Annotated in this window: 17 protein-coding genes; 5 read left to right on the top strand and 12 right to left on the bottom strand. The window is 53.3% G+C overall.

Annotated features, from left to right (window positions below; translation table 11 throughout):
- The first annotated feature begins 235 nt into the window (after positions 1-235).
- Positions 236-1,336, top strand: coding sequence for a D-alanine--D-alanine ligase (gene ddlA / locus ACIPDS_RS12115; protein WP_400735901.1), 1,101 nt, complete (start codon positions 236-238; stop codon positions 1,334-1,336).
- Between the two features lie 39 nt (positions 1,337-1,375).
- Here ddlA and ACIPDS_RS12110 read toward each other — a convergent pair whose 3' ends face one another.
- Positions 1,376-1,570, bottom strand: coding sequence for a DUF2754 family protein (locus ACIPDS_RS12110; protein WP_166514617.1), 195 nt, complete (start codon positions 1,568-1,570; stop codon positions 1,376-1,378).
- A gap of 236 nt (positions 1,571-1,806) precedes the next feature.
- Between ACIPDS_RS12110 and ACIPDS_RS12105 the strand changes: the two genes are divergently transcribed.
- Positions 1,807-2,109 carry a DUF2755 family protein gene (locus tag ACIPDS_RS12105; protein ID WP_400735897.1) on the top strand — a complete coding sequence of 101 codons (303 nt, stop codon included), beginning with the start codon at positions 1,807-1,809 and terminating at the stop codon, positions 2,107-2,109.
- Here the strand turns inward: ACIPDS_RS12105 and ACIPDS_RS12100 are convergent.
- Together ACIPDS_RS12100 and sbmA are read right to left on the bottom strand one after the other, a co-directional pair.
- Positions 2,106-3,212, bottom strand: coding sequence for a DUF1615 domain-containing protein (locus tag ACIPDS_RS12100; protein WP_400735894.1), 1,107 nt, complete (start codon positions 3,210-3,212; stop codon positions 2,106-2,108). The two genes, ACIPDS_RS12105 and ACIPDS_RS12100, sit on opposite strands and share 4 nt — an antisense overlap.
- Before the next feature lie 30 nt (positions 3,213-3,242).
- Complete coding sequence (sbmA, locus tag ACIPDS_RS12095; RefSeq protein WP_400735891.1) at positions 3,243-4,466, bottom strand: peptide antibiotic transporter SbmA; 1,224 nt, start codon at positions 4,464-4,466, stop codon at positions 3,243-3,245.
- Between the two features lie 333 nt (positions 4,467-4,799).
- On the opposite strand from sbmA, the gene ampH reads away from it, so the two are divergent.
- Complete coding sequence (gene ampH, locus ACIPDS_RS12090; protein WP_400735888.1) at positions 4,800-5,960, top strand: D-alanyl-D-alanine-carboxypeptidase/endopeptidase AmpH; 1,161 nt, start codon at positions 4,800-4,802, stop codon at positions 5,958-5,960.
- On the opposite strand, the gene ACIPDS_RS12085 is transcribed toward ampH, so the two are convergent.
- Both ACIPDS_RS12085 and ACIPDS_RS12080 read right to left on the bottom strand, forming a co-directional pair.
- Entirely contained in the window at positions 5,957-6,583 is a 627-nt protein-coding gene (locus ACIPDS_RS12085; protein WP_400735885.1) for a helix-turn-helix domain-containing protein, read from the bottom strand. The two genes, ampH and ACIPDS_RS12085, sit on opposite strands and share 4 nt — an antisense overlap.
- A 91-nt stretch (positions 6,584-6,674) precedes the next feature.
- On the bottom strand, positions 6,675-9,512 hold the full coding sequence (locus tag ACIPDS_RS12080; protein ID WP_400735882.1) for an autotransporter outer membrane beta-barrel domain-containing protein: 2,838 nt from the start codon (positions 9,510-9,512) through the stop codon (positions 6,675-6,677).
- Between the two features lie 534 nt (positions 9,513-10,046).
- Here ACIPDS_RS12080 and hemB point away from each other — a divergent pair.
- Together hemB and ACIPDS_RS12070 are read left to right on the top strand one after the other, a co-directional pair.
- Complete coding sequence (gene hemB / locus ACIPDS_RS12075; protein ID WP_400735878.1) at positions 10,047-11,021, top strand: porphobilinogen synthase; 975 nt, start codon at positions 10,047-10,049, stop codon at positions 11,019-11,021.
- Between the two features lie 193 nt (positions 11,022-11,214).
- Positions 11,215-12,921: a lysophospholipid acyltransferase family protein gene (locus ACIPDS_RS12070; protein WP_400735875.1), complete on the top strand. Its 1,707-nt coding sequence runs from the start codon at positions 11,215-11,217 to the stop codon at positions 12,919-12,921.
- Positions 12,922-12,999: 78 nt separating this feature from the next.
- On the opposite strand, the gene tauD is transcribed toward ACIPDS_RS12070, so the two are convergent.
- The 7 genes from tauD to ACIPDS_RS12035 all read right to left on the bottom strand — a co-directional run bounded on the left by tauD (position 13,000) and on the right by ACIPDS_RS12035 (position 20,519).
- Positions 13,000-13,851 (bottom strand): taurine dioxygenase, encoded by an 852-nt coding sequence (tauD, locus tag ACIPDS_RS12065; RefSeq protein ID WP_166514608.1) that lies wholly within the window; start codon positions 13,849-13,851, stop codon positions 13,000-13,002.
- Entirely contained in the window at positions 13,848-14,675 is an 828-nt protein-coding gene (tauC, locus tag ACIPDS_RS12060; protein WP_400735870.1) for a taurine ABC transporter permease TauC, read from the bottom strand. The genes tauD and tauC overlap by 4 nt, the downstream gene beginning before the upstream one ends.
- A complete protein-coding gene (gene tauB, locus ACIPDS_RS12055) occupies positions 14,672-15,439 on the bottom strand; it encodes a taurine ABC transporter ATP-binding subunit (RefSeq protein WP_400735867.1) in 768 nt (255 codons plus the stop codon). Before tauB ends, tauC begins: the two co-directional genes overlap by 4 nt.
- A gap of 10 nt (positions 15,440-15,449) precedes the next feature.
- Positions 15,450-16,415, bottom strand: a complete 966-nt coding sequence (tauA, locus tag ACIPDS_RS12050; protein ID WP_400735864.1) for a taurine ABC transporter substrate-binding protein — start codon at positions 16,413-16,415, stop codon at positions 15,450-15,452.
- 261 nt (positions 16,416-16,676) lie between these two features.
- Positions 16,677-17,609, bottom strand: coding sequence for a homocysteine S-methyltransferase (mmuM, locus tag ACIPDS_RS12045; protein ID WP_400735861.1), 933 nt, complete (start codon positions 17,607-17,609; stop codon positions 16,677-16,679).
- Positions 17,596-19,008 carry an S-methylmethionine permease gene (gene mmuP, locus ACIPDS_RS12040; RefSeq protein WP_400735858.1) on the bottom strand — a complete coding sequence of 471 codons (1,413 nt, stop codon included), beginning with the start codon at positions 19,006-19,008 and terminating at the stop codon, positions 17,596-17,598. The genes mmuM and mmuP overlap by 14 nt, the downstream gene beginning before the upstream one ends.
- Before the next feature lie 389 nt (positions 19,009-19,397).
- Positions 19,398-20,519 (bottom strand): JmjC domain-containing protein, encoded by a 1,122-nt coding sequence (locus tag ACIPDS_RS12035; protein WP_400735855.1) that lies wholly within the window; start codon positions 20,517-20,519, stop codon positions 19,398-19,400.
- Positions 20,520-20,651: the final 132 nt, after the last annotated feature.

Below are 20,651 nucleotides of genomic sequence, written 5' to 3'. Positions count from 1 at the left end.
GGTTAGCAAGTTGCAGTTTGCGCGGTATTGTCAGAGATGCTTAATGTATTATTTCAGGATTTTATCATTCACTTAGCACACATTCGTGATTTACATCACACCATAGCCGCGATGACGCAGTGAATTATGCTTATCCGCCGCACGTTAATCGTGCCATTCGATATGGAAAAGGCAGATGCGCTGCAATACCCGTGATATGTTATGTGCTTTGCATTTAGAACAGATGGAATGAGAAATGGCAAAGTTGCGGGTTGGCATTGTTTTTGGTGGAAAATCAGCGGAGCACGAAGTCTCTTTGCAGTCCGCAAAGAACATCGTAGAAGCGATTGATAAGACGCGTTTTGACGTCGTATTGTTGGGCATTGATAAGCAGGGACAATGGCATATCAGCGATGCCCAGAACTACCTGTTTAATGCCGAGGATCCTGCCCGTATCGCCTTGCGTCCTTCCGACACTACCCTCGCCCACATCCCGGGCAAAGAACATCAGCAGATGATCGATGCCGCCAGCGGGAAACCGCTTGATGCCATTGACGTTATTTTCCCGATCGTTCACGGCACGTTAGGCGAAGATGGCTCCTTACAAGGCATGCTGCGCATGGCCAATCTGCCGTTCGTGGGTTCCGACGTGCTGGGCTCTGCCGCCTGCATGGACAAAGACGTCACCAAGCGTCTCCTGCGTGACGCCGGGCTGTCGATTGCCCCGTTCGTCACCCTGACGCGCCGTAATCGCGACAGTTTCACTTTCAATGAAATCAAGACAAAGCTGGGTCTGCCGCTGTTTGTTAAGCCCGCCAATCAGGGCTCTTCAGTGGGCGTTAGCAAGGTCAACAACGCGGAGCAGTATCAGAAAGCCGTGGCGCTGGCATTCGAGTTTGACCATAAAGTGGTGGTGGAACAGGGTATTCAGGGCCGTGAGATTGAGTGTGCGGTGCTGGGGAACGATTTCCCTGAGGCCAGTACCTGCGGTGAAATTGTGCTAAACAGCGAATTCTACGCCTATGACACCAAGTACATCGATGATAACGGGGCGAAAGTTGTGGTTCCTGCGGCCATCTCCGCCGAAGTGAACGATAAAATCCGTCAGGTCGCGATCGACGCTTATCAGACGCTTGGCTGTTGCGGCATGGCGCGCGTTGACGTCTTCCTGACGGCCGACAACGAGGTGGTGATAAACGAAATCAACACGTTGCCTGGCTTTACCAATATCAGCATGTACCCGAAACTGTGGCAGGCCAGCGGTCTGGATTACACTTCGCTGATTACCCGTCTGCTTGAACTGGCGCTGGAGCGTCATCAGGCGGACAAGGCGCTGAAAACCTCGATGAACGGTTAACAGACTCCCCCGGCGTCGCCAGCGACGCCGGGAATCACATCACGCTTCCCGCCGACGAATGATAAACCCTGCCAACCAGAAGCTAATGACCCAGGTAACCATCCCTACGGCATAGGTTTGCCAGCCTTTCGCCTCGAAACCGAGCAGGCCAACAATCCCGTTAAGAATAAAAATCAGACCGATCGCAAAGGCGTAGTAATGCCAGTCGCGGCGAATTTTGGCAGGCAGGTTCATAGCAACTCCCGAAGAAAAAAATGATGATGCCATAACGCCCCGCCCGCGTCTGTGGTGTAAACAACAATTAGCGAATGTTAATGAATTGCCGCATCGAACAACAAGTTGGGCCGTAAAAACCAGGATTATTCCTGCTCAAAATTTACCATAAATCCGATGTTTGTCCTGGGCACCCACTGCCACACTAACGCCAGTAACACGAAATCGTCTGTGTTGACGTTATCCTGGAGGTTTTTATGACCGATTTCACCTTATTAAAGCTCATGTTCAGCAAAAAAAAGGGGACATCTTCCACTTCGGGTAATCTGGCGTATGCGCTTTTCGTTTTGCTCTGTTTTTCCGTGGGTGCGCAACTTTTAACGCTGGTGCTGCATGCGCCGGGCGTCTATGAACACCTGATGCAGATGCAGGACACCGGGCGTCCACGCGTAGAAATGGGCCTGGGCGTGGGCACGCTATTTGGCGTCGTACCCTTCCTGGCAGGCTGCGTCATCCTTGGCATCGTTTCGCTGATGCGCCGCCTGCGCCATCACGACTAATTGAGCGCCATGCATTTAGCCCGACGTTCATCTACCCGTTTTGCAAACCATGCGGTGGTTAATTTGCGGGTGATCTTCGGGCTATCAAGCTGAATGCCTGGCAACATCTCTCGGGCTAACGGTTTCCCCGCTTTCTGCTCGGCAATCTTATAAACGCCCTGGTAAACCGCGGTCTTTTCAAAGGCCAGGCTGTCGCCTTGACGAAGCTGATTATGGATTTCAGCCTGACTTAGCGACAGCTTGTCTGCCAGCTTCCTGACGGCCTTTTCGGTGCTCCCCGGTTCGTCACTACCATAAAGAACCACATCCCCGTCCAGCGCCAGTTTGACTCCGGTCGCTTTACTGACCGCAGACTGGAATGCCGCGTTGCGGCTGGCATACCATCCGGCGTTAAAATCAGCAAAACGGTAAATCGGGGCCGTATAGTTGGCGGGATAATTGAGCAGATGATAAGTGCCAAACCAGACTCCGCCGCGTAGCGTAAACACTTCCTGGCGAACGGTTCCATCCATCTTCCACGGGTAGTTATCCTGGTGGGCCTCGGCAAACGCGATGCTAACCTGCATTGGTCCGCCGGTATGAACCGGGTTCAGCGAGCCAAAGAGTTTCTGCCCCATTGGAACCATGCCGATGAAATCATCAAAAATCGCGCTCAGCTGTTTTTCCGTTTTCACCTGATCCAGGCGTTCGCTGTAGCTTTTACCGTTTGGTGAATTGATTTTCAGCGCGGTGTGTACAAGAAAGACCGGGATATGCATCTTCTCAGCACGACGGTCAATTTCCTGCCACGCGATTTTACTTAGCCCAGGGACCGCCGGGTCGGCCTGATAGTTTGACTCCTGCTGCGCGACCGCCAGCACCGAGCAGATATTTTCTTCCGTCGGCGCGAGCTTCTGACTCTCAAAGGTTTTCGCCAGCGCCTGCGCCCAGGCATTTTTATCCTTGACGCTGGCGGGCATTTTTTGCCGCACAACGCTTGCCACATCCACCGGTTTCTCCCCTGCTTTCATCTGCGGTGCTTGCTGGCTGGTACAGGCGCTTAATAGCGCCCCCGCCAGCAGCGTGAGGGGTAAAAAACGGTAACGCGTTACGGCAATCGCCATGGGCTATCCTTATCAAAGAGTGAGTATCACTTAGCTCTGCGGCTGAATAATGTGATCTTGCATGTCGTTATTGTCCAGTTCACGTTCAAAACTACGCAGACGTTTGTAGATAGACATCAGTTCCACAAGCGTTGTCCAGGAGGTGATTAAATACTGGAATGAGCTTCGCACCTGCCCAAAGACGTTGGTTATCTGCGTCATCAGGCCGAGCGTAATCGTACCGGCAACAATTGATGGAAACAGCAAGAACAACCCGAAAACGTTATCCACCTGCAGGTACAGAATACGGGCGATATTAAAGTACATGTAGTGGAAATAAAGACGAAAATAGTTCTGGCGCACCGCGCTGAAGAGCTCGCGTAAGGTTGGCGGCGTGGCGCGATTGGCATCATCTTCACCGTAGACCAGTTCTTTACGGTACGCGGCTTCAACACGCTGATTTTTAAAGTTCAGCCCAGGGAGTTTAATCCCGACCACCGCCAGTAGTCCCGTCCCCATTAGCGACCAGATAATGGCGGCAATGACCAGACCATAAGGAATGTGGCCAACAATCGGTAGATTAGGTACGTGCGCGGAGAGCGTCACCAGCACCGGAAGGAAGGCAATTAACGTCATGATCGCATTGATAAAGCTGGTGCCCATATCCTCAAGCGTAGAGGCGAAACGCATGGTGTCTTCCTGCACACGCTGTGCGGCACCTTCAATATGGCGTAGCTGCTGCCAGTGCGCGGTGTAGTATTCGTTCATCGCCGTGCGCCAGCGGAAGACATAGTGGCTGACAAAGAAGTTATTCAGGACGCCAATGACAACCGCAATTAACGCGATGCCGAGGAAAATGCCGATTTCCTGATAGAACTGGTTAATCGAGACTTTATTCGGCGAGGCCAGCGCGTTCTGGATCAGGTCATAGAACGGCGCATACCAGGCATTGATTGCCACGCCGACTTCCACCATAAACCAGGTGACAAAGATAATCAGCGCGGTACCCAGAATTGACCAGTATTGCCAGCGATGCGGGCTGCGGACAAACCAGTATCCAGCAAACAGGCCCACGCACAGCAGGTAGTAGGCATAAAACATCAGATAGTTCAGCGACCAAAAGCGACGGGCGCTAATCGGTACATCGTTGCTTGCCCCGGCAATATGCAGCAGCCAGCTACCGCCACCTGCCTGCCAGAAAATAACGGCAATCAGTGCCCAAATAAACACCGAGAGAAAAAACGGTCCCGGTTTTGGGAAAAAAGACTTAAACATAATGCTCTCCTGCTTACTTCTTATGGTTTTGCTAAGTGCTGTGACAACAGAATACCGCTACGGAACATTTTTACCGTAAAGAGGTATAAGGCAATGTTACTGGGCAATCAGACCGGAAAATGTCGGCAGAGTTCGCCGGAGTCTCTCTTTGTATCATACGCATTGGATCACAAAAGCGTGTAATCAGCGTAATGAATAATCATCGCATTTACGCCCGGTTACGTTTTTCCCGCTATGATAGCGTTTAATGGTGCTGCGCCTGGTGCCGAATAGTTATATTTTTAGTATAAATAAGCGTAACTCTCCCATTTCAATTCATGATGGATGCCCCCGTTGAAACGTAGTCTGCTTTTTTCTGCCGCGCTCTGCGCGGTGTCATTGACCTCGGTGCAGGCCGCTGAGCCGCTTACCACTCCCACGTTTGCATCCGATATCGTTGACCGGTATGCCAATCATATTTATTACGGAAGCGGAGCAACCGGTATGGCGCTGGTGGTCATTGATGGCAATCAGCGAGTTTTCCGCAGCTTTGGCGAAACGCGTCCCGGCAACAATGTCCATCCGCAGCTTGATTCCGTCATCCGCATCGCCTCACTGAGTAAGCTTATGACCAGCGAGATGCTGGTAAAGTTACTCGATCAGGGCGTGGTTAAGCTTGACGATCCGTTGAGTAAGTATGCGCCTGCCAATGCCCGCGTGCCGACTTATAACGGTACACCGATTAGGCTGGTGAATCTGGCAACGCACACGAGCGCCCTCCCCCGGGAGCAGCCCGGCGGTGCGGCACATCGTCCGGTCTTTGTCTGGCCGACGCAATCGCAGCGCTGGAGCTATCTCTCTACCGCCAAATTACATGCAGCACCCGGCTCACAAGCAAGCTACTCCAACCTGGCTTTTGACCTGTTAGCCGATGCGCTGGGTAATGCGGCAGGCAAACCCTATCCAAAGCTTTTTGAAGAGCAGATTACGCGTCCGTTGGGGATGAAAGACACCACCTTCACGCCATCACCGGATCAATGCGGCCGTCTGATGGTGGCAGAAAAAGGGGCTAGCCCGTGTAATAACACGCTGGCGGCGATGGGCAGCGGCGGGGTTTATTCAACACCCGGCGATATGATGCGATGGATGCAGCAGTACCTGTCTTCTGATTTCTATCATCGTAGTAATCAGGCCGATAGAATGCAGACGCTGGTGTATAAACGCAGCCAGCTGACGCGGGTCATTGGAATGGACGTGCCAGGGCATGCCGATGCGCTCGGCTTAGGCTGGGTTTACATGGCTCCAAAAGATGGGCGTCCTGGGATTATTCAGAAAACGGGTGGTGGTGGCGGTTTCATCACGTACATGGCGATGATTCCTCAGTCGAACGTCGGCGCGTTTGTGGTCATTACTCGCTCGCCGCTCACACGCTTTGTGAATATGAGCGACGGCATCAACGATCTTGTTAGCGAACTGAGCAGTAATAAAGCCGCCGTGGTGGTACCCGCGTCTTAATAATCGTAAGGCAAACGCGTGATACTGACGAGTTTGCCTTTTTCCATTTTGATATAGTCACCCTTGCGCAATGCGGACAGCACTTCAGCAATAACCGAGCGTGAAATACGCGTCCGTTGCTGGATGAAATTCAACACGCCAATACGTGTACGGATAGCATCGTCCCAGGCCATCATCATTAATAGCGTTGAACGGATCTGATGGTAGTGGTTCGTACCAATCAACTGTTTGTCGCGCATCTCTAACATTCGCGTCTGCCAGGTCATCCAATAAAAAGCTTCTCGCCACAGGTGGTAACGATCAAGACATTGCAGGGTGTCTATGGCGGGTAAGTAATAGCCTCGGCAGTCGGTTTCAGCAATCAGCATATAGTCGTTCTTAATTTTATTCACTGCTGCGGCAAGGCCAAAAATGGCAGGGTTCTGCACGATGCCATAAAGAATGTTGCATCCAGTGCGATGCAGGGAGACAGCGCCATGCTGAATAACAATGGTGTAATCGTTTAACGTACCGGTGGGGGGAAGGAACGTCTCGCCCGGCGTCAGGGCAAATCGTGTTCCTTGTTGAGATAGCTTTTTGTCGAGAGTAAAAAACTCGCTGAGCGGTTTACTCAAATGTGGCATGTTATGCAATCCTTGCAAAAAATGCTCGTCATCATGACGAGCATTGAGAATGATGAAAAACAGGGAAGTTACCTTCCCTGTTTTCAGGGGATTACCAGGTGTATTTCACACCGGCATTTGCCGCCCAATCCTGATCGACATCACCGCCACCGAGGTAGTTAACACCGGTGTAGGCGCTGAAGTTCTTGGTGAAGCTGAACTGGCTACCCACGCCTACGCGTACGGCAGAACCTTCAACGCCGTTGTCAATGTTATCGCCATTGATGTTGGAGTCGTTGTTGGAATCGTCATAGACGTAAGCCAGTTTGAAGTAAGGCGTCATTGCCTGGTCACCGAAGTTGAAGGTGTAACCCGCATCAACACCCAGTTCGTAGCGCAGGCTATCGTAATCCTGGTCGCCAACTTTCATGCTGTTGCTCAGACGATAGTTATCACCAGACTGGAACAGACCAGAAATAGCACCGTACGGCGTTACGTAACCTGCGTCGTTCAGTTTCAGGTCATAGCCCAGTTTCAGACCAAAGCCCCATGCATCAGCAGTGGTATTACCATCAACATAATCGCCGTTGCTCATGGAAGCGGTCAGGTCGTTGTTGAAACGGCTATAGCTCAAGTTGCTGTCGAAGAAGATGTTGTTTGCAAAGCGAGCAGAAGAGTAGATATAGGCAGACTGGCTGTCTTGATCCACCTGACCAGAATGGTCGTTCATGTCACCTTTAGCGAAGCCAGCAGCAGCACCGACGATCCACTTAGCGTTGTTACCGTCAACTTTAGTATCCAGACCTACCATGATGCCGTTAACGTCTTGATCGTAATTGATCGTGCCGTTATCGCCATTGAAGTTACCGCCAAAGTAGCTGACCCATGCGCCACCGTTGTCTTCTAAACCATGACGTGCAGAGTTCAGACGGGTGTTCAAGGTATCCTGCTGCAGGTTCCAGATGTTGGTGTTAGCAGACGGGATGCTCAGTGCCATGTTAGCGTAATCGGTCAGCTCCATCTGGCGCAGAACAACGGTGTTGCCTTCCTGCTGTGCCTGGTAGGTGTATGCACCCAGGTCAGCACGATTAGCGGCACTGAAGGTCGCAGTAGAGTTCACATCGTTGACATAGATAAGTTCTTTACCTTTGTAGTCAGAGATGCGGCCTTCGCCAGTAGAGTTGTTGATACGAACTTTGTAGTTACCGGATGCAGCAACAACGCCGTCATTCGCGTCATCAACGCTGAATTCCTGATCGCTGTTGTAGGTGTTGCCGTTGCCGTTGACGGTCAGGTGACCATCTGCGTTCATCGCGATAACACCGTAACCGTAGGTTGCGTCAGACTTGTCAGTGGTGTTGGTATGGCCGTTCACCAGGTCAGCATCTAACACATAGTCGCTGCTGTTGATGTTGAATACGCCACCGTTGGTCAGTTCCATGGTATCAGTGCCGAACGCGTTGGCTTCATATGCGCCCGCGCCGATGCTGAATTCACCGCCGTTAGATACGGTGATGGTGTTAGCGTACAGGTAAGTGGTTTCGTTGTTCAGATCAACAGTTGAGTAGCTATCAACGGTCAGATGATCGGTCGCAACCTGGCCACCAGAGCTCAGGTTCAATTCTGAACCGTTGGTCAGGGTGATGGAGTCAGACAGCAGAGAAGAACCGTTTGCAACATCAACCTGTGAGCCGTTATTCACGGTCAGCGTGTCGATATTTGAAGCATTGACGGTGTTCCACTGTGAACCGTTATCCAGCGCTACGTTGAATACGCCGCTCTGGAAGGTCTGATCGTCAACAACGTTGCCCCACTTGTCGTAGGTAGAAGTTGGTTCAAGGCTGTTCACCGCTACGTCATACATATCAGCAGTGCCGATTGCGTTGTAGCTAAATACTGCAGCACCGGTCCACTTGCTACCGTTGTCCAGTTTGATGTTCAGCTCATCAACGTTCAGGCTATCATCTGCCCAACCACCGTTGGTGCTGATGAAATCGCCATCGTCATCGTATTTACCATTTGGATAGAAATTCGCGTTCCAGGTACTAGAGAAAGCGACATCGCCAGTCAGCGTTGAATTGCTGAAGACCACGTTGTTTTTCATTGCATAATTGGACGCGGAGCTATCAGTGAAGGACAGCGCAACATCGTTCGCGCCACCATTGCCATTGTAATCACTTGGCTCTTCAGAGTTGCCGTAGAAACCACTATTTTCCAGCGGAGTATAAGAGCCGGAGGTTACAGTGGAGTCGGTAACAACAATGTTGTTATCCCAGGTGTGGGCATCGGTGGTGTAGTCAACGTTAGAAGTGTCACCCTGGGACAGAGCGATACCTGCAACGCGGGAGTTATCAGTAATATTGATATTACTTTCAACGTCCAGAGTTACTGCAGTACCTAAATAAGCGTAGTCAGCAGTACGGTAATCTTCTGATTTCGCTTTACCGTCAGCATCAAGATAGCTGTCGGTGAAATAGAAGTATTCGTAATCATCATCAATGGTAGAGTTAGCAACGTTCAGAGTGAATACGTCACCATCATGCCATGTGTAGTCAACGTCGGTGCCGTTATTCCAGCCGTAACCGTCGTGATCGTAAACTTTCTGAGAAGTAATCATACCGTGAATAGTTGAGTTCTGAACGGTCAGCGTATTATCAGTGCTGTCCGTATAATCATTATTCAGGTAATAAGTTGAAAGAACGCCGTTTACAACGTCGCCGTTGAAGTTGTTGTCATAATTACCGTCGGCTGCATTATCATAGATATAACCATAATATGAGATGTAGTCGGTATGGTCAGGATCCGTCCAATTGTTCCAGCTAAACGCTGTAGACGAATCATCATGATAGCCAAAGGTATCGTATGTGGTCGCATTTGCCTGAGAAGCGAGTGCCAAAGTGCAGGCCAATGCTAATTGTGATACTACAAGTTTCTTTTTCCAGGAGTGCATTTGTCATCCCTCCTCGGGGACGTATATATGTTGATCCATCAATTAACAATGCAAATAAGAACATTAATGCTCTGCGGAGGGAATTATGCGACGTTCCTGACAAATGGTTCAATTATAGTTTACTAAAAGTTCGATTTAGTACTTTTTAAATAATTCCTTACGTGTATGCGTGATGTTAAAACCCATTAAATACATGTAGTTATTTAGATGAAGTAATAAAAAACAACATTGTAACCATATAAATAAACAACCGTAAATTCATACCGCAGATGAATATCAAGATACTAAAAAAGACATTATTAAAAAACATAAAAGCGGTGCCAATAATTCAGGTAAAACCACACAGATAATATATACACATAATTTATAGCTAAATGGTTTGCATTGGTTTAATTAATTAACAACGCGTCATGTGTCTATCTAAAACGCTTTTTTCCGCCAGGCCACCCGCCGCATAACCACCACTTTAGTAAAACATTCGCCCTACGATTCAGTTACACTAGTACTCCTTGTTTCACAAACATCAGGCATATCATGACAGACTTACTCCATCGCCCCCGTCGCCTGCGCCAATCTCCCGCGCTGCGCGCTATGTTTGAAGAGACAACACTGAGCTTAAACGACCTGGTGTTGCCGATCTTTGTTGAAGAAGAAGTTAACGACTACAAAGCCATCGAAGCCATGCCCGGCGTGATGCGTATTCCAGAGAAACATCTGGCACGCGAAATTGAACGCATTGCGAATGCGGGTATCCGCTCGGTGATGACTTTTGGCATCTCCCACCATCTCGATAGCACCGGCAGCGATGCCTGGAAAGAAGACGGTCTGGTGGCGCGTATGTCGCGTATCTGCAAGCAAACCGTACCGGAAATGATTGTCATGTCCGATACCTGCTTCTGCGAATACACCTCCCACGGCCACTGCGGCGTGTTGTGCGACCATGGCGTTGATAACGATTTAACCCTGGCAAACCTTGGCAAACAGGCGGTGGTTGCCGCCGCAGCGGGCGCGGACTTTATTGCGCCATCCGCCGCCATGGACGGTCAGGTGCAGGCCATTCGTCAGGCGCTGGACGCGGCCGGTTTTACCGATACCGCCATCATGTCCTATTCCACCAAGTTCGCCTCCTCCTTCTACGGCCCGTTCCGTGAGGCCGCAGGAACCGCGCTGAAGGGCGATCGTAAAACCTATCAGATGAACCCGATGAACCGCCGTGAAGCGATTCGCGAGTCGCTGCTCGACGAAGCTCAGGGCGCTGATTGCCTGATGGTTAAACCGGCCGGTGCCTACCTCGATATCCTGCGCGATATTCGCGAACGTACCGAGCTGCCTATCGGCGCTTATCAGGTCAGCGGCGAGTACGCGATGATCAAATTTGCCGCTCAGGCCGGGGCAATTGATGAAGAGAAAGTGGTACTGGAGAGCCTGGGCGCGATTAAACGTGCGGGCGCAGACCTTATCTTTAGCTATTTCGCACTCGATTTAGCCGAGAAAAAAATCCTGCGTTAATCTCATCGCGGGCGAGGTGCCGACTCCGGGACTTCCCGGCGGCGCTTCGCCTGGCCGGGCTACAAGGGCGAGGGTTTCGACTCTCGCCCTTTTGTTATTTTCAGGCTGGGCCGCCCCTCAAAACGTCACCAAACCGCCATACAATCGACACATCTCCCTTCTACTGTCACAGCAGGACAGAGGAGGAGCCGTTATGTTTAGTCTCGACAATGTCATCGCCGATCTGTGGCCTCAAGCGAGGCCGAGCCCCTGGCAACAGAAACTTCTCAAGAGGTTAATGCATGAGGAAGAGTTCCAGCAATTCGCGGCGCGTCACCCCCACTTAAAGGGGCTGGATACGGTCGAACAGATACTCGAACATCTGAATATTCATTGTGCGGTTCCCGTTTATTGTCTGGAACAGATCCCCGAACAGGGCCCGCTGGTTATCTTCGCCAACCATCCGACCGGTACCCTCGATGGCCTGGCTTTGCTCTACGCCGTCTCCCGCGTTCGTCGCGACGTGAAAGTGGTCACCAATCGAATGCTGACTCACCTCGAACCGCTTCAGTCGCTGTTTATTCCTGTCGATAATATCAACGGTCGTACGGCCAAATCGGCACTTCAGAAAATGGACAGCCAGCTGCAAAGCGGCGGCGTGCTGATCTTCTTTCCCGCAGGCGAAGTCTCGCGCCTGACACCTCGTGGTATTTGCGATAAAAAATGGCACACCGGGTTTATTAAACTCGCCGCTAAATACCGCGCGCCGCTGCTACCGGCGTGGATTGATGCGCGCAATAGCGCACTGTTTTACGCCAGCGCGCTGGTGTCGCCCAATCTGCCGTTGATGCTACTGGTTCAGCAGATGTTCCGCCGTCGCAACGGTAGTTTACCGGTGACAATAGGCCAGCAAATTGCCTGGTCATCCTGGTTTACTCCGCAGGCCACGCCTCGCGAGATGGCGGATAAATGCTATCGCCACTTACAGTTGCTGGGTAAAGGGCTGCCGGGGTTGTTTAAAACCGAGAGTGCCATTGCCCGACCTGAACCGCGTGCGTTACTTAAGCGCGAACTGAGTCAGGCAGAATGTCTGGGCCAGACGGCAGATGGTAAGGTTATCTATCTGTGGCAGCGTAATGGCAAGGAGGATGCGCCGTTGCTGCGGGAACTTGGGCGTCTGCGAGAATTCGCCTTCCGTGCAGTGGGTGAAGGCAGTGGCAAACGCCGTGACGTGGATGCCTATGATGACGACTACCTGCACCTGATTCTCTGGGATCAAGACGATCTGGAAATCGTGGGCGCTTATCGCTTTATCCCCACCGCCATACAGCGAGAAAAACGCGGGCTTGAGGGGATCTACAGCGCCAGCCTGTTCCATTACGACGCCCGCATGGACGATGTTCTCCAGCACGGTATTGAGCTGGGACGCAGCTTTATTCAACCACGCTACTGGGGACGTCGTGGGCTGGACTATCTGTGGTCTGGCATCGGCGCATATCTTGCTCGCTATCCGCACTATCGCTACCTGTTCGGCCCGGTCTCTATTTCCGGCGGATTACCGCCACTGGCTCGGGATTTGCTGGTCGCCTTTTATCGCTTATGGTTTCCGGCAACGCATCCGCTGGCTGAATCACGTCGCCCTTATCCGGCGTCGTTACCCGACGTGTTGGCGCAGTTCGGCGGTGAGGATTATAGCGAGGATTTAATCCGCCTGAAGTCATTGCTCGGCAACCTCGGCTGCGGCATACCTGCGCTCTACAAACAGTATTCCGAAGTGTGCGAACCGGGCGGCGTGCAGTTTATCGATTTTGGCAGCGACCCGGATTTTAACAACTGTGTGGATGGCCTGGTGTTGGTGGATTTAACTTATCTCAAAGCAAACCGTTATCAACGGTATATCGGCGCGCATTTAGGTTTGTAGGCCGGATAAGGCATTTATGCCGCACCGTGCCGGATGGCGCTACGCTTATCCGGCCTACAATCGGTGCCAGCCGGGAGCTCACGACGCCCGATAATAGGGTTTATCCCCCAGTATCGTCGCCCGATGCATTATCCGCCGCTGCGGCAGATAATCGGCGTTGGCATAATGCTGCGTCACCCGGTTATCCCAAATCGCCACATCGTTGGGCTGCCAGCGCCAGCGCACCTGAAATTCCGGTTTAGTGACATGGGTAAAAAGGAAACTCAGCAGCGCTTCGCTCTCTTTCTCCGTGACATCCACAATTCGGGTGGTGAATCCTTCATTAACAAACAGCGCCTGCTTACCGCTTACCGGATGAGTACGTACTACCGGATGCAGCAACGGCGGGTTCTTCGCCACCGCTTCCAGCCAGCGCTGATGTTCTTCTTCGCTTTTACGGTACTTATATTCCGGGAACGATTTGCGGAAATCATGCTCGGCGCGCAGGCCGTTTAGCAGCGCTTTAAACGGCTCAGAGAGCGCTTCATAAGCCGCAATGCCGCTGGTCCACAGCGTATCTCCGCCAGTTGACGGCAGCTCTTTCGCCGCCAGAATCGCTCCGGCAGGCGGCGTATCAATAAAGGTCACATCGGTATGCCAGTTATCGTTGTCCGGCGGATTATCGTCATGGGTATCCAGTACGATAATTTCGTCAACCCCCGGCGCATGCGGATAAACCGGGTGGATGTGCAGGTCGCCAAAGCGCAATGCCAGCGCGCGCTGCTGCTCTGGAGTAATCAGTTGCTCACGCAGGAACACCACCTGATGACGCAATACCGCGTGATACAGTTGTTCAAACTGGTTATCGCTCAGCGGACGGGTCAGATCCGCGCCGCTAATCTGCGCGCCGATGTAGGGCCCCAATGGGCTAATTGCCAGACGTTCACTCATTGTACTTCTCCATGCCAGGGGGTCAGACGGCGCTGAAGCGCACGCAGCCCTAATTCCAGACCGAAAGCGATAATCGCAATCACCGCAATCCCTGCCAGCACCACGTCAGTGGCTAAAAACTCCCCGGCCGATTGCACCATAAAACCTAAACCACGGGTGGCGGCGATAAGCTCAGCGGCCACCAGCGTTGACCAGCCGACGCCAAGCCCAATGCGTAGCCCGGTTAAAATTTCCGGCAGCGCGCCGGGCAGAATGACCAGCCACAGAACCTGCGCGCGATTCGCGCCTAACGACTGCGCGGCGCGAATGCGCACCTGCTGAGCGCTTTTCACACCCGCCAGCGCCGACATGGCAACAGGGGCAAAAATCGCCAGATAAATCAGTAAGATCTTCGAGGTTTCGCCAATCCCAAACCAGATAACCATCAGCGGCAGATAGGCCAGCGGCGGCACCGGCCGATACAGTTCGATCAATGGGTCGAGGATCCCCCGCACCGTCGGGCTTAACCCCATCGCAATGCCGACGGGGATCCCCACGATCGTCGCCGCCAGCAGTGCAATAACGATCCTGCCAAGGCTTGCCGCCAGATGCTGCCACAGCGTGGCATCCATAAAGCCCTGCGCGCTGGCAATGGTCAGCAGTTTTTGCAGTACCTGCCCTGGTGCTGGCAGAAACAGCGGATTGATAAGCTGTGCCGCCGTCACCGCCCACCAGATAGCGAGCAGTACCGCAAGCGTCGTCAGGCTCAACGTCAGATGACGGGAGAATGGCCAGCGCAGCTTAAGGGAACGCTGACGCGGTTTATCATTAATCACCACGCTCATGAGAAGGCCTCCCGTTGTTCAAATACCCGGCTTAGTACGTATTCACGTTGCTCAATAAAGCGCGGGTCGGATTTAATGCTGCGGCAATCTTCTCCGGCGACAAAGCGGCGGGCAAAATCGAGCGGCAAACGCTCCAGCACCCGCCCAGGCCCCGGCGACAGCAGCACCAGCTCGGTGGCCATAAAGATCGCCTCTTCGATATCGTGGGTAATCAGCAGCACCTTTTTGCCCGTCTCATGCCACAGCTTCAGAAGAAGGGTCTGCATCTGTTCACGGGTAAAAGCATCGAGCGCGCCAAAGGGTTCATCCAGCAGCAGCAACTGCGGATTGGCCGCCAGCGCGCGGGCAATGCCAACTCGCTGACGCTGGCCGCCGGAAAGCTGCCAGACGAAACGTTTTTCGGCCCCCTCCAGCCCCACTTTTTTGAGCATCTGCGCCGCAATATCCCGGCGCTCCACTTTATTAACTCCGGCAAGCTGTAGCCCCAGCGCCACGTTATCCTGCACGTTGCGCCACGGCAGCAGACCTTCATTCTGGAAAACGACGCCACGATCGGCGCCCGGCCCGTCAATGCGTTTACCGTCAAGCGTGATGCTGCCATGCTGATAAGGCACAAATCCGGCAACCAGATTCAACAGCGTGGTTTTGCCGCAGCCTGACGGCCCAAGCACCACCAGCAATTCACCGCTGTCCAGCGTGAGATTGATATCCGCCAGCGCCGGTTTGCCGCCGTAGTCGGCAAAAAGATGCGAGATTTGCAGCATCACAGCCCCCTTATTTCACAAAACGATCGGTAACGTACTGGCTATAGTCGGTTGCGACATCCGGCACTTTGCCCTGCGCTTTCAGGAACTGCGCGGTATCAACGATCGCTTTATTGACCGGGCCATTGAGCGCCTGCGCCTGCTGCTCAGCGGTAAGATAGGTATTGCCTTTCACCAGCACCGGCACGTCCGCTTCAGGTACGCCGCTCAGGCGTGACAGCTTGCTGATGTTTTCCGGCTGCGCCAGCCATTTGTCCGGGTTATCGATATAGGCGCGCTGAGCTTCAATGGCGCTTTTAGCGAACGCTTTCACCACTTCCGGGTGTTTTTCAGCGAAGTCTTTACGCACTACCCAGACGTCCAGCGTTGGCGAGCCCCACTCACCGACTTTCGCCGAATCGGTCAGTACGGTGCCCTCTTTTTCCAGCTCGTTAACTGCTGGTGCCCAGACGTAAGCACCGTCGATATCCCCGCGCTGCCAGGCGGCGATAATCGCTGGCGGCTGGAGGTTAAGGATCTGCACCTGACCCGGTTTAATGTTCCAGTGTTTTAGTGCCGCCAGCAGGCTGTAGTGAGTGGTTGAGATAAACGGTACGGCGATGCGTTTGCCGATTAAGTCTTCCGGTTTGGTAATGGTTTTTTTCACCACCAGCGCTTCGGAATTCCCCAACTGTGAGGCCAGCAGGAACACTTCAATCGGCACCTTTTGACTGGCGGCTACCGCCAGCGGGCTTGAGCCAAGATTACCAATCTGCACATCGCCGGAGGCCAGTGCCCGCACAATGCTCGCGCCGCTATCGAACTTGCGCCAGTCCGGTTTGGCCCCGCTTAATTTTTCGAAGGTGTTATCCGCCTGCGCGACCTTGGCCGGTTCAGCGGAGGTTTGGTAAGCGATAGTGACGTCCACGGCCTGAGCCTGAAAAGCGATAAGTGCCAGCGTGGCGGCGATAAGGGTGAAACGCGATGCGATTGCCATATTGTCCTGCTCCCATGTCTTGTTATGGGTGCAGTATTTCCGGCGCGGTGGGTTTGATAAAGGAATTAAATATGCTTGTTAATGCCAATTCGTTTTTAGAAAAAAAGTGGCAAAAGATAGTTGGAGAATGGGATTTGTCCCGGCGGAGCTTGCGCAAGATCCGTATGTATTTGTAGGCCGGATAAGGCGAAGCCGCCATCCGGCATTGTGCCCGGTAGCGCCGGATGGCGGCTTCGCCTTATCCGGCCTACACCGATAACATCAGCAGTGAGACTTCAGCGCCGCAATATCCTTCGGCGTCGTGCGGCAGCAGCCGCCAATCAGCTTCGCTCCCGCCGCCAGCCACTGCGGCAGATACCCCTCAAGCGTCGCACACGCTTCGCCGTGATGATGCCAGGTCTTGCTCACCGCATCATAATGCTCGCCGGAATTGGGATAGACCACTAGCGGCAGCGGCGTCTGGCTATGCAGGTACGACAGCGCATCGGTGGTATTTTCCAGCGCGATACAGTTAATGCCAACCGCCACAATCTGCGGGTAATCCGCCAGCAGCGCCAGCACATCGCACAATGGCGTACCGTCGCTGAGATGCTGCGAGTCACGCAAGGTGAACGAGAACCACGCCTGTGCCACCGGATATTCCGCCAGCAGCTGCGCCAGCGCGCGAATTTCAGCAAATGATGGCAGCGTTTCACAGGCCAGCAGATCGACGCCCGCCTCCAGCAGCGCTTCCACGCGCGGACGATGGAATTCCTGGAACACCTGTGGACTGCGTTGATAATCACCGCGATATTCCGAACCGTCCGCCAGATACGCGCCATAAGGCCCAACGGATCCGGCAATCAGTAAATCTTTCGCCGCCGGATTTTCCGCCAGATAAGATTCGCGCGCCTGGCGGGCCAGCTCAACGCTTTTAGCAATGAGCGATCGCGACTGTGCTTCATCCAGCCCGCGAGCGGCAAAACCGTCCGGCGTTGCCTGGTAGCTGGCGGTAATGGCCACCTGCGCCCCGGCACGGAAATAGTCGAGATGCACGTCGTAAATCAGCTGTGGGTTTTCCATCAGCACTTTTGCCGACCACAGGCTATCCGCCAGGTCACAGCCCCGCGCTTCCAGTTCGGTCGCCATCGCCCCATCCAAAAGGACAAAGGGATGTTCAGCCAAAATCGCGGTTAAAGGATTATTCTGCGGCATGCTGCGGCTCCTGTTGGGTGTGACGTGAACGGGTTAAATAGTAGGCGCCGTAACACAGCGCCACGAACGGCAGTCCGCACCATAGCGCAATGCGCTGCGAGGGATCAAAGGCCAGCCCGACGCAGGCAACCAGGCACAGCACGAAGCCGGATACGGGCACCAGCGGATACCACGGCGCACGGTAGTGCAGCTCGCTTAAGGCTTTACCTTGTTGCAGATGACGGCGACGGAAGACAAAGTGCGAGGCGCAGATGCTAATCCACACCGCCACCACCGCAAAACCGGAAATTGCCGACAGCGCCACGAATACGGTATCCGGCGCTACAATGCTGGAAAATAGCGCCAGTAAACCTCCCAGCATACTGACCGACAGCGCCACCAGCGGCACGCCATTTTTATTGAGCTGCGAGAAACAGCGCGGCAGCGTGCGCTCGTTGGAAAGTGACCACAGCATGCGCCCGGAAGCGTACAGCCCAGAGTTCGCCGCGGATAAAATCGCGGTCAGAATAACGAAGTTAAAGATGTCCGGCGCATACGGAATACCGACTTTTTCGAACACCAGCACAAACGGGCTTTTCTCGACGCCCGCCTGCTGCATCGGGATCAAGGCCGCCAGCACAAAGACAGTACCGATAAAGAAAATAATCAGCCGCGCGATGGTGGTCCGAATAGCCACCGGAATCACTTTATGGGGGTTTTGAGTCTCACCGGCCGCGATACCGATTAGCTCAGTGCCTGAGAAGGCAAAGTTAACCGCCACCATGGTCATCAGGATTGGTAGCCCGCCGTGCGGGAACCAGCCTTCAGCGGTAATGTTGGTAAGACCCGGCGCGGGCGAGCCATCCTGCATCGGAATAAAGCCGAAAATCGCCGCACCGCCAAGGATGATAAACGCGATGATGGTTATTACCTTCACCAACGAGAACCAGAACTCCCCTTCCGCGAAGAAGCGGGTCGAAATGACGTTAAGACCGAAAATCAGCACACAGAAGAGTAAACACCAGATCCACACCGGCACCTGCGGGAACCAGTACTGCATACAAAATCCAGCGGCGGTAAAGCTTGAGCCGAGCGCCACGGTCCAGGTGAGCCAATAGAGCCAGGCGACGGTATAGCCCGTTGCCGGGCCAAGATAGCGCGCCGCATAGACATGAAACGCGCCGGTTTCCGGCATCGCCACCGACAGTTCGCCCAGGCACTGCATCACCAGCCAGACCACCAGTGCGCCAATCAGATAGGCTAACAGCGTCCCCGCCGCACCGGTCGTGGAGATGATATAACCGGTATTAAAAAACAGCCCTGTGCCAATCACGCCGCCCAAAGAAAGCATAATCAGATGGCGGGTTTTCATGGTGCGCTTAAGCTGCCCACCTTGTTGCGTTGTGTCTGTGTTTTGCATGATTACCTTCTAAACGTATGGACATCTAAACATCCAAATAAGAAGGGAGTTATACAATGATTGCTGAGGGATTGCAAAAAAGGGGCGTAGCAGAAATGGGGATGGGTTGAATGGCCCCTCACCCTAACCCTCTCCCCAAAGGGGCGAGGGAACCGAACGGCATCGTGGTGAGTTGGTGATCCTGTGTCTACCTTGAGGAGAGAGGGAACCGATCGGCATCGTGGGTGAGTTGGTGATTCTGTGTCTATCTTGAGGAGAGAGGGAACCTACTGGCAGCGTGGGTGAGTTGAGCATTTAAACCAAAGGCAACACCGCTTTTCTCCCTCTCCCTGTTAGGGAGAGGGCCGGGGTGAGGGTACAGCGCGCACCCAAACCACACCTGCAAGACATTATTCCGCGAAGAACCAGTATCCCTGATTAATCAGCCCCGTCAGTTCAACAATAAACGCCGGGTTTTGTAGCGCATCGCCAAAGTAGGTTTTATCCAGCACGGTATAGCGGCTCAACACGTCAGCCGCCTGCGAACAGCAGGTTTCCAGACGTTCGCTGTTAATGAAGAAGCTGCCACCGACATTCAGCACGCGCAGGCCGTTCAGACGGCGCAGAGTTTCGCCATCTTCCAGCGCGGCGGCCACTTCTTCTGGCACAAACGGTGGCTCAGCTGGCGCAATATCCAGTTCATGGCGCGGCGTTGAAGCAAAGCTACCGAACCACTGCTTGAAATCATCCGGCTGGCGGATCATGTCGATCATCAGCGTCCGAAGCCGCTCCAGTTCGTATTCTTCCACTTTACCCGCGTGTTCACGGCAGGTGAGATCGGGATCGGTGTAGTACTTCTCACCCAGATCGTTTTCCAGCACGTAGTCGGCAAAACTGCTGATAAGCTCTCGACCGTTTGGCCCACGGAACCCTACCGAGTAGTTAAGCGTCGCTTCGTAGGTGAAGCCGTCGTGTGGGAATCCAGGCGGAATATAGAGAATATCGCCCGGCTCCATTTCCACTTCAATAATCGGCGTAAACGGCTCAACGTGCAGCAACGCAGGGTGCGGACAGTGCTGTTTTAACGGCAGCGCATCGCCCACGCGCCAGCGGCGACGCCCCATCCCCTGGATGATAAACACGTCGTAGGGATCGATGTGTGGCCCTACGCCGCCGCCCGGCACCGAGTAGGAGACCATCAGATCGTCCAGTCGCCAGTCCGGCAAGACGCGGAACGGGCACACCAGTTCAGCGGAAGGTTCATGCCAGTGGTTGACCGCCTGCGCCAGCAGTGACCAGTTTTTCTCACCCAGATGGTCAAAACTTTCAAACGGCCCATGGCTGGCTGACCAGACACCATCGTTATGGCTGACGAGGCGGCTGCTGACTTCCATTTCCATCGACAGACCCGCCAGTTCGTCTGGCGTAATCGGATCAACGAAGTTGGGGAATGCGTTTTTTAATACTACTGGCTGTTTTTGCCAGTATTTTTCTAAAAATTCTGGCCAGTTAAGATTCAGTTGATAAGCCATGTTTAATACCATCAGTAGAGAAGTAAGCGCGATTATAAGAAGCAACCCGCGAGTGTGCATTGTGATGAATCAATTGCGGGTAGTACTTATGAATGGCATTCCTAACGTCTTATCGTTCTGATGGATTATTCA

This window comes from Kluyvera sp. NPDC087067, from assembly GCF_044745165.1.
Lineage (GTDB): Bacteria > Pseudomonadota > Gammaproteobacteria > Enterobacterales > Enterobacteriaceae > Kluyvera.
Note: the sequence above shows the minus strand (reverse complement) of the source record. Positions and strands in the feature narration are given on the sequence as shown.